14 protein-coding genes and 1 tRNA gene are annotated in these 13,118 nt (G+C 30.1%); 6 read left to right on the forward strand and 9 right to left on the reverse strand.

Going from position 1 to position 13,118, the window contains the following annotated elements; all coding sequences use genetic code 11:
- Position 1: 1 nt before the first annotated feature.
- Positions 2 to 352: a helix-turn-helix domain-containing protein gene (locus H0I32_RS06125; protein WP_217363264.1), complete on the reverse strand. Its 351-nt coding sequence runs from the start codon at positions 350 to 352 to the stop codon at positions 2 to 4.
- A gap of 189 nt (positions 353 to 541) precedes the next feature.
- Between H0I32_RS06125 and H0I32_RS06130 the strand changes: the two genes are divergently transcribed.
- The 6 genes from H0I32_RS06130 (at position 542) to H0I32_RS06155 (ending at position 7,903) form a co-directional block, all read left to right on the forward strand.
- A complete protein-coding gene (locus H0I32_RS06130) occupies positions 542 to 817 on the forward strand; it encodes a hypothetical protein (RefSeq protein WP_179312630.1) in 276 nt (91 codons plus the stop codon).
- A gap of 12 nt (positions 818 to 829) precedes the next feature.
- On the forward strand, positions 830 to 1,582 hold the full coding sequence (locus H0I32_RS06135) for a GLPGLI family protein (RefSeq protein ID WP_173588375.1): 753 nt from the start codon (positions 830 to 832) through the stop codon (positions 1,580 to 1,582).
- Positions 1,575 to 4,223 carry a hypothetical protein gene (locus H0I32_RS06140; RefSeq protein WP_179312628.1) on the forward strand — a complete coding sequence of 883 codons (2,649 nt, stop codon included), beginning with the start codon at positions 1,575 to 1,577 and terminating at the stop codon, positions 4,221 to 4,223. The genes H0I32_RS06135 and H0I32_RS06140 overlap by 8 nt, the downstream gene beginning before the upstream one ends.
- Before the next feature lie 80 nt (positions 4,224 to 4,303).
- Positions 4,304 to 5,737 (forward strand): asparagine--tRNA ligase, encoded by a 1,434-nt coding sequence (gene asnS, locus H0I32_RS06145; RefSeq protein WP_173588372.1) that lies wholly within the window; start codon positions 4,304 to 4,306, stop codon positions 5,735 to 5,737.
- Positions 5,738 to 5,816: 79 nt separating this feature from the next.
- On the forward strand, positions 5,817 to 7,283 hold the full coding sequence (gene rpoN, locus H0I32_RS06150) for an RNA polymerase factor sigma-54 (protein ID WP_179312626.1): 1,467 nt from the start codon (positions 5,817 to 5,819) through the stop codon (positions 7,281 to 7,283).
- A gap of 11 nt (positions 7,284 to 7,294) precedes the next feature.
- Positions 7,295 to 7,903 carry a hypothetical protein gene (locus H0I32_RS06155; protein ID WP_179312624.1) on the forward strand — a complete coding sequence of 203 codons (609 nt, stop codon included), beginning with the start codon at positions 7,295 to 7,297 and terminating at the stop codon, positions 7,901 to 7,903.
- Here H0I32_RS06155 and H0I32_RS06160 read toward each other — a convergent pair.
- The 8 genes from H0I32_RS06160 to H0I32_RS06195 all read right to left on the reverse strand — a co-directional run bounded on the left by H0I32_RS06160 (position 7,898) and on the right by H0I32_RS06195 (position 13,061).
- Positions 7,898 to 8,596 carry a porin family protein gene (locus tag H0I32_RS06160; protein WP_173588369.1) on the reverse strand — a complete coding sequence of 233 codons (699 nt, stop codon included), beginning with the start codon at positions 8,594 to 8,596 and terminating at the stop codon, positions 7,898 to 7,900. The genes H0I32_RS06155 and H0I32_RS06160 overlap by 6 nt on opposite strands.
- A 92-nt stretch (positions 8,597 to 8,688) precedes the next feature.
- Positions 8,689 to 9,153 carry an ExbD/TolR family protein gene (locus H0I32_RS06165; protein WP_173588368.1) on the reverse strand — a complete coding sequence of 155 codons (465 nt, stop codon included), beginning with the start codon at positions 9,151 to 9,153 and terminating at the stop codon, positions 8,689 to 8,691.
- A gap of 11 nt (positions 9,154 to 9,164) precedes the next feature.
- On the reverse strand, positions 9,165 to 9,800 hold the full coding sequence (locus H0I32_RS06170; RefSeq protein ID WP_173588367.1) for an ExbD/TolR family protein: 636 nt from the start codon (positions 9,798 to 9,800) through the stop codon (positions 9,165 to 9,167).
- A 6-nt stretch (positions 9,801 to 9,806) separates the two neighbouring features.
- Positions 9,807 to 10,253, reverse strand: a complete 447-nt coding sequence (locus H0I32_RS06175; protein WP_173588366.1) for a hypothetical protein — start codon at positions 10,251 to 10,253, stop codon at positions 9,807 to 9,809.
- 9 nt (positions 10,254 to 10,262) lie between these two features.
- Positions 10,263 to 11,027 carry a MotA/TolQ/ExbB proton channel family protein gene (locus H0I32_RS06180; protein WP_173588365.1) on the reverse strand — a complete coding sequence of 255 codons (765 nt, stop codon included), beginning with the start codon at positions 11,025 to 11,027 and terminating at the stop codon, positions 10,263 to 10,265.
- Between the two features lie 73 nt (positions 11,028 to 11,100).
- Positions 11,101 to 11,188, reverse strand: a tRNA-Ser gene (locus H0I32_RS06185).
- Between the two features lie 76 nt (positions 11,189 to 11,264).
- Entirely contained in the window at positions 11,265 to 12,293 is a 1,029-nt protein-coding gene (locus tag H0I32_RS06190) for an asparaginase (RefSeq protein WP_179312622.1), read from the reverse strand.
- Positions 12,294 to 13,061: a TatD family hydrolase gene (locus H0I32_RS06195; protein ID WP_179312620.1), complete on the reverse strand. Its 768-nt coding sequence runs from the start codon at positions 13,059 to 13,061 to the stop codon at positions 12,294 to 12,296. It abuts the gene before it with no gap.
- Between the last annotated feature and the right edge of the window lie 57 nt (positions 13,062 to 13,118).

Consider the following 13,118-nt stretch of genomic DNA (forward strand, 5'->3'; position numbering starts at 1 on the left):
ATTACTCGTGTTTACTAAGCCTTTTCTTTAAGTCGGCAATTATATCATCTTTTAATTTAGAATTTTCTTCATATTGAGCTATGAGTTGTTCTGAAAGTTGATTGATGATGAAAGCACCATTACCACCTTGCTGATTTTGATTAATAATTAAAGTATCTTGTTTAAACAAATCTTCAGGTTGTATTTCAAATAAACTACAAAGTGGCTCAATATAATTTGCCCATGAGTTTCGATCACCATTTTCTAGACGTGCGTATGTAGGTTGCGAAATGTGTAAAACATCTGCAACAGCCTCTTGGGTTAGCCCTTTTTGTTCTCTTAAATGACGTATTTTTTTACCTACATTAATCATAATAACTTATTTTTTTCTAGTAAAGATAAAAAAATACATATACCGAAATAGCATAAAGTTATTCATTTTAAGAATAAGGATTTTCACAAAAAGCTCGTATTTTGATAGCTAAATTAAAAATAATTTTTACTGTTAACAATCTAAATATCATGTTTTTATGGTTTATTAGGTGTAGTGTTCATTGGTGGCGTGTTTGCGTTAACTAGTAATAACACGGAAGGTGCAACGGAAAAAGGAAATGAATTAATTGTTACTTCAATAGATTTTGAAAACAATGACTTTGCAAAATCATGCTGTAGAAGAACTATTACAGTAGGAGATGAGTCTGCTAACGTGAAAAAATGTGCGGAACATGAAGATTCAGCTGTTGCTCATGGTGCAGCATGCGCAGCGGCAACTGCCGCAGCAAAACGAGCATTAGGATTGACAGTAGCTGTTAAAGTTATTGAAACGTCGTCTAACTAACAAATAATTTTTATGTCAAAATATCTATTAATATTTTTTTTCTTTTTTAATTGCTTTATATCTTTATTCCCAAATGACATTTTTTCGATTGAAGAAGATAATATTGAAATTGAATATACTATAAATCTGATTGATGAAGTTGATGATTATGGTTCAATTTTATTCTATAGAGGTCTTTTGAAAAGTGATGGAAATGATAGCGAATTTAGGTTTACGCTTAAGGATACTATCTTTGAATCTGAACTACTAGGTTCATTTGAAATTAATTCTAACAATTTCAAGAAATTCTTTTATAAGAATTTAGAAAATTCCGTAGTATATTATAAAGAAAAACGCGGGTTGAAAAATCCTATAATTATTAAGGATAACGTAAAGATTAATTGGAATCTGTCAAACGAAACTAAAATAATCAATGGTGCTAAATGTTACAAGGCCTACTGCACATTTAGAGGTAGAGATTATGAAGCTTTTTATGATAAATCCATACCATTTAAAGATGGTCCATTTAAATTCAGTGGTTTACCTGGATTAATCTTAGAAATTAACTCCTTAGATGGTAGTGTTAAAATGAAAGCTAGTCTTATTACCTATACATTTGAAGAAACTCCAGTAAACCCGTATAAAGGGTTAGTTGATGTATCTTCTTTCTCAGATTACAAAAAGAGCTATATAAAATATTTCAAAAAAATGACAGGTTATAAAAGTGATCTTGATTCTGAAGTTTTTGTTCCTAAAAGATATATTGAATACCTTGTTGATGAATGAAATTATTGTAAACAAACATTTTGTAAAGGCTGTACATTTAAAATTAAAGTTTACAGCCTTTCTTTTTTGTATTACCTTATCTGGCTTTACTCAAGTTGTAATTAAAGGGGTTGTTAAGGACAGTGTTAAAACCTTAACTAACGTCACAGTTTTGGTTAAAAACAAAAAAACTAAAAACACACTACAATATACAGTTACAGACAAAAACGGTAAATATTTTATAGAGTTAAAGCATATAAAAGATTCAGTTTATTTAGAATTTAACAGTTTTCTATATGAAACTTTAATTTCTAATTTAGATGACGAAACACTCTTAAAAGACAATAGTGTCACTTTAAATGTCGTCTTAAAAGAAAACGTTAATGAACTTAATGAAATATTAATTAAGGCTAAACAGAGAATTACAATAAAAAAAGACACAACCATTTATAATGTAGATAGTTTTAAAGATGGAACAGAAAGAACCGTTGAAGACTTATTAAAAAAACTTCCTGGTGTTAGCGTAGGAAATAATGGTGAAATTAAATACAAAGGTAAAAGCATAAAAAAACTACTTCTTGATGGTGATGATTTATTTGATTCAAATTACACCATCGCCTCTAAAAACATTAATGTTGATATTGTAGATAAGATACAAGGCATTGAAAATTATGATGAAAATTCTTTAAAGAAAGGATTGAGAGATTCAGATGATGTTATACTTAATTTAGTGCTTAAAAAGGGCAAACTTAATTTTTCTGGTAACGTTGATTTAGCGTATGGTTATAAAAATATGCACAAAATAAATGGGGTTGGCATGTTGCTAAATAATAAAGTAAAACTTTTCAATTATACTTCATTAAATAATATTGGCTACAAGAATAGTCAGGTTTTCAAAAAAAACGGAACGCTTTCTGCAAAAAAACTAATTAATGAAGGCAACTTCTATTCTATATTAGATGATTCTTTCCACAATTTTAATAACAATTTTATAAATAGCTCTAATATTCTATTCAAATTATTTAAAAAATCTAAAGTCAGATTTAACTTAAATGGTGAAGTCGATTCAAAAAATCGAATTAACTCTAGCTCTATATCTATAAATGACGATAGCCAAACACTAATAACAACAACAGAAAAAATCAACAATAAGCCCACAAATTTAAATGCTGAAATATTTTTTGAAAACAAAGAAAAAGGCAACTTACATTGGAGTTATTTAGGTTATTACGATCATAAAAAAAAAAATAGCAATAATTTTAGTAATAATAATGGCTTGTCTCAACAATCAAATTTAATAAGTAAGACTAAATTAATCCAAAACAAAGTAAATTTAACTTACAGAATAAATGAAAAAAGTGCATTAGAATCTATTTTAACCCATAGTCTTAGCGAGGCTCCACAAGAACTAAATTTATCCCCAAATACGTTATTTAATAATGAGGGAAATAATATATTAGAATTCAATAATCAAACGAGTAGATTTAAAAAGCAATATTTTCTTTTTAAAACAGACGTAATAGGTTTACACAAAAAAAATCAATACAAAATTGAAATTGGTTATAATTACATTTCAAACCAATATAATTCCTTGTTAAAAAATTCAGTAAATCAAAATGAAACTTATGTAAACAATACAGAGTATAGAATTGGAAGCTATTTTATAAATTCTGGTTATAATTTTAAATTCGAAAAAAGTAATATCGGATTAGGACTAAAATTAAACTACAACAATCTAGCATTACAGAATTTTTCTGATAACGATTTCAGTAGCAAAAGTTCTATTCTAGCATTACCATATTTAAAACTCAAATATAATTTATCTAAGATGATTGGATTTTCATTAAACTATAATTACAATGAAAAAATACCATCAGAAAACAATCTCTTTACCAATATAGTCCAAACTAATTTCAGGAATTTCTTGGATAACAAAATTGCACTAGATAATTTAACATCGCATAATTTCAATATGGATTTTAAGTATTATGATTTTTATAATCGAACTAGTATAAATTTAGGGATTCAGTACATTCACAATAAAAACGGTTATTTTTTCAATAATATAATTAATGAAAACATATCAATAACGACATCATTCTTAAAAAATGAAGGTTTAAATAATTATAACATCTTCCTAAATTCAGAAACATTTGTGCTGTTTCTAAATTCCACATTACAATTTAATTCTAGCTATACTATATCTGAGGATTTAAACACATTAAATGGTTCTGATTTTAGAAACATCACAATTAATGATTTACAATTAGAGTTTGTTGCAAGGACAGGATTCAAAATGCCAGTAAATTTTGAAAATACTTTTATGTATAATAATTCCACATTTAAAACTGAATTAAAAAACTCTAATAGTAGCATCAGCAACCAATTTAAATCTATAATAAAGATTAAAAATGATTCAAATATTAAAGTTCTTTATACTCACATAAAGCCAAATTTTCAAAATAAAGTGAATTACAATTTTATTGAAGCAGAATTATTTTTAAAACCAAAGAATAGTAATTTTTCATACTCAATTTTAGCTAAAAATTTATTAAACGAAAAGCAATTTGAGGTTATAAACATCAATGACTTCTCAACTTCTCGTTCATACTACAATCTTATCGAAAGATATATAATGCTCCAAGTTAGTTTTTATTTATAAATATAATGTTATTTCTTTACTTGGTTTTAAGTTAAAAGCAAAAGGCTTTTTTATCTTTGCATTTCAAAATAATTTAAAAAATGACTTCAAAAACTGTAGCAGAACTACTGTCCCAAGAGGTAACTTTACAAGATGTTACTATAAAAGGTTGGGTAAGAACTTTTAGAGCAAACCGATTTATAGCCTTAAACGATGGTTCTACCATTAATAATATTCAATGTGTTGTAGATTTTGAAAATTTTGATGAAGCTACGTTAAAACGTGTTACTACAGGTGCTGCTATTCATATCACAGGTGAATTAGTAGAAAGCCAAGGAAAAGGACAATCGGTAGAAATTGTTGTAAAAACATTAGAAATTTTAGGAGATTCTGATCCTGAAACTTATCCTATTCAACCTAAAAAACACTCTTTTGAATTTTTAAGAGAGAATGCACATTTACGTACAAGAACAAATACTTTTAGTGCCGTAATGCGTTTACGTTCCTCTTTATCATTCGCTGTACATAAATATTTTAACGAAAATGGTTTCAACTATATGCACACACCAATTATAACAGGTAGTGATGCTGAAGGTGCAGGTGAAATGTTTAAAGTATCAAATTTAAATGCAAAAACACCACCTTTAAACGAAGATGGCACTATAAATTACAAAGAAGATTTCTTTGGTAAGGAAACAAACTTAACCGTTTCTGGTCAGTTAGAAGCTGAAACTTACGCTATGTCTTTAGGTAAAGTATATACTTTTGGACCCACATTTAGAGCAGAAAACTCTAACACCACACGTCACTTAGCTGAATTCTGGATGATTGAACCAGAAGTTGCCTTTATGGATTTAGCTGGGAATATGGATTTAGCTGAAGATTTTATGAAATCTGTTTTAAGTTATGTATTAGAACATAATAAAGAAGATTTAGAATTTTTAGACAAACGCCTTTTAGACGAAGAAAAGACAAAACCTCAAGCAGAACGTAGTGAAATGAGCTTAATTGAAAAAATTAAGTTTGTTGTAGATAATAACTTTAAACGTGTTAGCTATACAGAAGCTATTGATATTCTAAGAAATTGTAAACCTAACAAGAAGAAAAAATTCAATTATATTATTGAAGAATGGGGAGCAGATTTACAATCTGAACACGAACGTTTCTTAGTTGAAAAACATTTTAAATGTCCGGTAATTTTATTCGATTATCCTGCAAACATTAAAGCATTCTATATGCGTTTAAATGAAGATGGTAAAACGGTAAGAGCCATGGATATTCTTTTCCCAGGAATTGGAGAAATGGTTGGAGGTTCTCAACGTGAAGAACGTTTAGATGTTTTAAAAGAAAAAATGAAAGCTTTAGATATTTCTGAAGAAGAATTATGGTGGTATTTAGATTTACGTAAATACGGAACCGCTGTTCACTCTGGTTTTGGATTAGGTTTTGAAAGACTTGTAATGTTTGCAACCGGAATGGGAAATATTAGAGATGTCATTCCTTATCCTAGAACACCACAAAACGCAGAATTTTAATTGTTATATAATAATAACCTGACAGCTTTTTGAAACCTGTCAGGTTTTTTTCATTACATTTATAAGCAACAGAAATTTTATGTCTTTAAAGCAGTTTTTACAATTTAAGCTCTCTCAGAAGCTTTCACCACAGCAGATTCAACTTATGAAGTTGATACAACTGCCTACGCAAGCATTTGAGCAACGATTAAAGCAAGAATTAGAAGAAAACCCTGCATTAGATACTGGAAAAGAATCTGAAGCAACTGAAGATAATATTGATGAGTTTGACAACTCAGAAACTGAATACGATGACAATGAAACCATCGAAACTGATGATATTAATATTGATGAATATCTAAGTGATGATGAAGTACCGGAATACCGCACACAAGCCAATAATTATAGTGCAGATGATGAGGATAAAACAATGCCTTATGCTGCGGGTACTTCTTTTACACAACATTTAATAAACCAACTAAACACGTTTAGACTTACAGATAATGAGGAAGAAATTGCTTATTTCTTGGTTGGTAGCGTAGATGAAAGTGGTTATATACGCCGTTCTTTAGCTGACATAACAGATGATTTAGCTTTCACTCAAAATATTTACACAACTGAAGAGGAGGTTGAAAAAGTCTTAAATATAGTCCATCAATTAGATCCTGCAGGTGTTGGCGCGCGTAATTTACAAGAATGTTTAAGTATTCAATTGCATAGAAAAGAACAAAACCCTGAAGTAGAGCTAGCAACTACAATTATAGACAAGGGCTTTGAACAATTTACAAAAAAGCATTATAAAAAATTAATGCAAAAATTTAACATTGATGAGGAACAACTCAAAGATGCTATTGAAGAAGTTGAAAGACTAAACCCTAAGCCAGGCGGATCTTATGCTGGTAATAATAAGATTGTAGAACATATTGTACCCGATTTTGCCATAAAGATTGTAGATGGAGAATTAGAGTTAACTCTTAATGGTAGAAATGCACCCGAACTTCATGTTTCTCGTGAATATAACAACATGCTTAAAGGTTATAAAGAGACGAAAGAGAAGTCTAAAGCCCAAAAGGATGCTGTAATGTTTATTAAACAAAAATTAGATGCTGCAAAATGGTTTATTGAAGCCGTAAGGCAAAGACAACAGACCTTATTTGTAACCATGAGCTCTATAATGCATTACCAAAAAGAATACTTTTTAAGTGGTGATGAGCGTAATTTACGCCCTATGATTTTAAAAGATATAGCAGACGAAATTGAAATGGATGTTTCCACCATATCTCGTGTTGCTAACAGTAAATATGTAGACACGCCTTATGGTACTAAATTGATTAAAGAGTTTTTCTCTGAATCTATGACTAATGATAAAGGGGAAGAAGTTTCTACTAAAGAAATTAAAAAAATTCTTGAAACGGTTATAGAAGAAGAAAGTAAAAAGAAGCCTTTAACAGATGAAGCACTTTCTAAAATATTGAAAGAAAAAGGGTATCCAATTGCAAGAAGAACAGTAGCTAAATACAGAGAACAGCTTGATATTCCGGTAGCTCGCTTAAGAAAAGAACTATAAGTAAACTTTTTATGAAAGATTTTATATTAAAAAGTGTATCGTTCATTTTTCACCCCTTAATTATGCCTCTTTTAGGCTTGTTGTTTTTCTTTTCTAAAACACCACGCTACATTCCTTTGCATGTAATGAAAGCCAAAATTTTCTCAATCGTAATACTCACTATTATATTACCAATACTATTATTTTTTTTACTGAAGACCATAAATAAAGTTAATAGTATCTACCTAAAAAGTACCAGAGAACGTTTAATTCCTTTATTTATTAATTGCGTAATTATAGCATTAATCTTAATAAGAGTCCTAACTCCTAACGAAATTATAGAATTATATTATTTCTTTTTAGGTATTCTATTCTCCTCACTAATCTGCTTTATTTTAGCTGTATGCAAAGTTAAAGCCAGTATTCATATGATAGCTGCTTCAGGATTTTTTATGTTTGCAGTGTCATTAAGCTTACATTACCACATAAATATTAGTGGTACAATTGCACTAATGTCTATTATTATGGGAGCAATTGCAACTTCAAGATTACACTTAAAAGCTCATACAAATCAAGAATTAATTATAGGTGTTTTCACAGGATTAACTCCTCAGCTTATCCTCTTAAATTACTGGTTATAAGATATAAAACATAAGTCCTATTTTTAAAGATTTCATATCAATAGATTCATTATCAAGTTTAGAATCTTTGTCAAAAATAGAATTAAGTCCATAATACACATGAAAATTCCAAGTGCTATACCCAGCACTTAAAGTTAAACCATATTGAAGCTTATTGAAATTATCAATATTAGAGAGTTTAACGTCCCCTAAATCACTTTTAAACTTAATGACGCTATGAACTAAATACCCAAACTTAAAACCTGTATATATACGCCAAAAGCTATAATCTTTAACTGTAGAAGTTCTCCATCTAATTTCTAGAGGCACTTCAATTAAATAAGTAGAAAATTTATTTTTAGAAACATTATAATCATCCTCATTAATGATTTCGAAAGAAACTTCATTATCTGCTTCTTGAATCAAAACATTTTTTTGGTTATAAGAATTTGCTGAAATACCTAATCCTAAACCAATAGCTACATTACGTTTTTTATTTATTGGCATATCTCTAATAAAGCCAAAATGAAAACCAGAAGAAAAATCCGTTTGAGAAACACCAGAAGGTTTATGGTTAAGTAAATTATACGTTACAGAAGCATAGAATTGATCCTCTCTATATTTTTCATACAGTTCTGAATTATCATACTTATCCTCTTGAGCAAACCCCAAATAACTGAATAAACCAATAAAAAATAACACCCCTATTTTCATACTTATAAAACTACAAAATCTTTAATAGTAATTACATAAAAAAACGCCCTGATTGCTCAGGACGTTATATTTATAAAACTAAAAAAATTAGTTTATTGTTCAAGTTTTGAATTTGCAATGTACATTAATTTTAATGCATTTGCTTTACGTAACTCTTGTTTAATATCAGATACTAAACCTGCATTTGTGTTTTTATCAACCTTAAGACCGACAACAACTTTACTCTGCAGTTCTTCATTCATTTCACTGATACCTTGGTACACTGAAGACTGAACATCTTCAACTGTAATAAAAGCATCATTAAATTGAATTCTTGGCTCTTCTCCAAATTTCTTGTATTGAGCACTAGGTTTACCTGCATAGATAAAAATAGTTCTGTCTTTTTTAAGTTGTTCTACTTGATCTGCACTTGGTAGTACATTTTCGATCATTAAAGAACTATCTCGCATTACAGTCGCAACCATAAAAAAGAAAAGCAACATAAATACAATATCAGGAAGAGATGCCGTTGAAATCGCTGGCAATTCACCTTTTTCTTTTTTTCTAAATTTAGACATATTGGTTTCTTTTAGTTTTTATCTGGTTCTGCTTCAGACAATTTCATAGGGAATAATTTCTTAACGGTTTCTATACGCTCATTAAGCACTTCATCCTTACTATATTGATTCTTCTCTTTCTCTTCTAACATTGCTGTAAAAACTTTGTCAGAGTTTGGATAATACTTTTTGTATAATCTCTCTGCTTCACGTTCACGCAAGTAGTTGTAGGCTGCAACCAACTCATTCTGTACTTCTATGTACTTTTCATAAGTGGTTTCCCTGTCATGTTTCATTGAGATAATTGCTTTATCTGGATGATCCGATGAATCGGATAAACCTTCTCCTTTACAATAATCACAAGATTGACCTGCTGGATTTGTTCCCCCACCATTATCTAAGAAATCTATAGCTGCTTGTCTTAATTCACTAATAGGAAGTTCTTCCTCTTCTACTAAGAGTTGGTTGTTTCTATTAATATTAACAGTAAATAAATTCTTTTGTTTAATAACTGGCGGTTCTACTTGAGTGTCATCAATAGGTGGCAAACTTCTTAATAAACCTTTATCTTTTTCAATAGTAGTTGTTACTAAGAAAAAAATAAGTAATAAGAAGGCAATGTCAGCCATTGATCCTGCATTTACTTCGGGTGCTGCTCTTTTTGCCATAATATATTATTTGCTAATTATTCTTTTTGCTCCTGCAAAAATCATTGCTCCTGCAGCAATTGCTAACAGTAAATAGAAAGACACTAACCCAGCTCCTACGAGTTGTGATGTACTTTCACTTGCAAATCCTCCTTCTTGAAGAGTATAAGACATAGCATCACCACCAGAGATGACATATGCTATAATTAATACAACGGCAAACGATCCAACACCTATTAAAGTGTTTTTAAGGCTGTCAGTATTTGTAAATAAGTTTTTTATTACAAAAAACAATACAAAAACTAATACTAAAGCCAAAATAACATATGCTACATAAGCCATAGGGTCAACTAAACCGTCTTCACCTCCTGTTTTTATAGCTTCATCTCCTACCGCTAAAATACGCACTAAGAAAATAATACCTAAAAAACCAAGTATAGCTACAAGTATTTTTGATATAGTTTTAAAATTCATAATTATTTTTTATTTTTTATGTCTTACTAATAAATCCATCAAAGTAATTGATGCATCCTCCATATCGTTTACAATACTATCAATTTTAGCAATGATATAATTATAAAAGATTTGAAGTATAATAGCTACGATAAGTCCAAAAACTGTTGTTAAAAGTGCTACTTTAATACCACCTGCTACTAATGAAGGGTTCATATCACCTGCTGCTTCAATTTTATCAAAAGCAGAAATCATACCTATTACAGTACCCATGAAACCAAGCATTGGTGCTAAAGCGATAAATAAAGAGATCCAAGATACATTCTTTTCTAATTGACCCATTTGAACACCACCATAAGCTACTACAGCTTTTTCAGCAGCATCAGTACCTTCATCAACTCTATCTAAACCTTGATAGAATATAGAGGCTACTGGTCCTTTTGTATTTCTACAAACTTCTTTAGCAGCTTCAACACCACCAGAGTTAAGTGCATCTTCTACATTTTGAGTTAATTTTTTAGTGTTTGTTGTTGAAAGGTTTAAATATATAATTCTTTCAATTGCAATTGCTAATCCTAGGATTAAACATAATAATACAACACCCATAAAGCCTGCACCACCTTCGATAAAACGCTTTTTTAATTCTTGATGGAAACTCAAATCTTCAGAAACTGGTTCTTCTTGAGTTACATTTGTTACAGTTGCTGCTGTAGTTGCCAATGTTGTTGCATTAGCATTAACAGTTCCGATAGCCATTAAACATGTTATGGCAAGGATAGAAAATAATCTTTTCATTGTCTAAATCTTAATTTTATTAGTTAAAGTGTTAAAGATAAAAAAAAATATGCAATTACAACACAAATATCAGCAGAGAAGAAGGGATTCGAACCCTCGATACCCTTTTGGGGTATACACACTTTCCAGGCGTGCGCCTTCGACCACTCGGCCACCTCTCTCTAATAATTTATTTCAAAATTACAAGCAGCCAAATAACGAAAAAAACTTCAAACACTAAAATATATAATGTTATTTTTAAGACAATTCTCCACGTAAAGATGTTTCAAAAATTGTTTTAAAATCTTTTTTTTCAATATTCTCTCCTAAAAGATACATCAATTTGGTAATTGCGGCTTCCGTAGTCATGTCTTTTCCAGATATAACGCCTAATAATTTGAGTTGAGAACTTGTTTCGTACTGCCCCATATTAACACTACCTCCTGCGCATTGAGTCACGTTAATAATATGTAATCCATTTCTTACGGAGTTTTCAATTAATTCTAAAAACCAAGGTTCTGTAGTTGCATTTCCTGAACCATAAGTTTCAAGAATTAGCCCTTTAATTAGTTTACTTTTAAGAACAGCTTCGCAAATAGGTCTAGAAATTCCAGGAAATAATTTTAATATACCAACATTAGTATCCATTGCCGTACGCAAAATCAGTTCGGTATTAGGTTTTGGTTTCCATAACGAATCTGAATTTACATTTAAATGTACGCCAGATTCTGCAAGATCTGGATAGTTAAATGACTCAAAAGCTTCAAAATGTTCTGCATTAAGCTTAGTAGTTCTATTCCCTCTATATAATTTGTATTCAAAGTATAAACAAACTTCCCTAATCACTGGCAAACCTTCTATATTTAAAGATGCCATTTGTATAGATGTAATTAGATTCTCCTTAGCATCAGTACGCAAATCACCAATTGGTAATTGAGAACCTGTTAAAATTACAGGTTTTGCTAAATTCTCGAGCATAAAACTAAGTGCAGATGCCGTATAACTCATTGTATCGCTACCATGCAAAACTACAAAACCATCAAACTTTAAATAGTTATCACCTATAATGGTTGCAATATCTCCCCAATATTTAGGATTCATATTAGAGGAATCTATTGGCTCTTCAAAAGAAATAGTATCAATAGTACAATCTAATAGATGTAATTCTGGGATTTTAACTAGTAAACTATCAAAATCGAATGACTTTAATGACCCAGTATATACATCCTTGATCATACCGATTGTTCCTCCGGTATATATTAATAAAATGTGAGGTTGTTTTGTCATTTAAAATCCGAATATAGTTTTTGAATTCTCTGTGGTGATACGAGCAACTTCTTCTTCACTGATACCATATAATTCTGATAATTTTTCGACCACCTTATATATATGAGCGCTTTCGTTACGTTTTCCTCGGTATGGTTTTGGTGCTAAATACGGTGAATCGGTTTCTAAAACAACGTGTTTCATGTCTATTTGATTAATAAACTGATCTATTTTACCATTTTTAAAAGTGACTACGCCACCTATACCTAATTTCATATTATATGAAATAGCTTTTTCTGCTTGCTCTAATGATCCGGTAAAACAATGAAAGATTCCGAATAAATCATCGGATTGCTCTTCTTCTAATACTTTAAAAACTTCATCAAATGCATCTCTACAATGAATAACAATAGGCAACTGATATTGTTTTGCTAATTTAATTTGATGTCTGAAGGCTTCAATCTGAATATCTAAAGTAGACTTATCCCAATATAGATCGATACCAATTTCTCCGATAGCACAAAACTTACGCTGTGATAATAAATCTTCTACATGAGTTAATTCCGCTTTATAATTCTCTTTTACCGAAGTTGGGTGCAATCCTGTCATTAAAAACACATGTTCTGGAAAATCTTTTTCCAGTTGAAGCATAGCATCTGTATATGAAGAATCTATGGCCGGAATAAAAAAACGTGTAACTCCTGCCTCTAATGCGCGATTAACCATCTCTGCTCTATCGTCGTCAAAAGCATCACTATATAAATGCGTGTGTGTATCTGTAATTATCATTTTGTAAAAGTAAAAAAGTCATCTTGGTTTTGATGACTTTGATATTAGTATTTCTTG

This window comes from Winogradskyella sp. HaHa_3_26, from assembly GCF_019278425.1.
Lineage (GTDB): Bacteria > Bacteroidota > Bacteroidia > Flavobacteriales > Flavobacteriaceae > Winogradskyella > Winogradskyella undariae.

Excerpts from the sequence above, each read along its gene's own strand:
- H0I32_RS06125 (WP_217363264.1), bottom strand. The coding sequence starts at position 352 with ATGATTAATGTAGGTAAAAAAATACGTCATTTAAGAGAACAAAAAGGG.
- H0I32_RS06135 (WP_173588375.1), top strand. The coding sequence starts at position 830 with ATGTCAAAATATCTATTAATATTTTTTTTCTTTTTTAATTGCTTTATA.
- H0I32_RS06140 (WP_179312628.1), top strand. The coding sequence starts at position 1,575 with ATGAATGAAATTATTGTAAACAAACATTTTGTAAAGGCTGTACATTTA.
- asnS (WP_173588372.1), top strand. The coding sequence starts at position 4,304 with ATGACTTCAAAAACTGTAGCAGAACTACTGTCCCAAGAGGTAACTTTA.
- rpoN (WP_179312626.1), top strand. The coding sequence starts at position 5,817 with ATGTCTTTAAAGCAGTTTTTACAATTTAAGCTCTCTCAGAAGCTTTCA.
- H0I32_RS06155 (WP_179312624.1), top strand. The coding sequence starts at position 7,295 with ATGAAAGATTTTATATTAAAAAGTGTATCGTTCATTTTTCACCCCTTA.
- H0I32_RS06160 (WP_173588369.1), bottom strand. The coding sequence starts at position 8,596 with ATGAAAATAGGGGTGTTATTTTTTATTGGTTTATTCAGTTATTTGGGG.
- H0I32_RS06165 (WP_173588368.1), bottom strand. The coding sequence starts at position 9,153 with ATGTCTAAATTTAGAAAAAAAGAAAAAGGTGAATTGCCAGCGATTTCA.
- H0I32_RS06170 (WP_173588367.1), bottom strand. The coding sequence starts at position 9,800 with ATGGCAAAAAGAGCAGCACCCGAAGTAAATGCAGGATCAATGGCTGAC.
- H0I32_RS06175 (WP_173588366.1), bottom strand. The coding sequence starts at position 10,253 with ATGAATTTTAAAACTATATCAAAAATACTTGTAGCTATACTTGGTTTT.
- H0I32_RS06180 (WP_173588365.1), bottom strand. The coding sequence starts at position 11,027 with ATGAAAAGATTATTTTCTATCCTTGCCATAACATGTTTAATGGCTATC.
- H0I32_RS06190 (WP_179312622.1), bottom strand. The coding sequence starts at position 12,293 with ATGACAAAACAACCTCACATTTTATTAATATATACCGGAGGAACAATC.
- H0I32_RS06195 (WP_179312620.1), bottom strand. The coding sequence starts at position 13,061 with ATGATAATTACAGATACACACACGCATTTATATAGTGATGCTTTTGAC.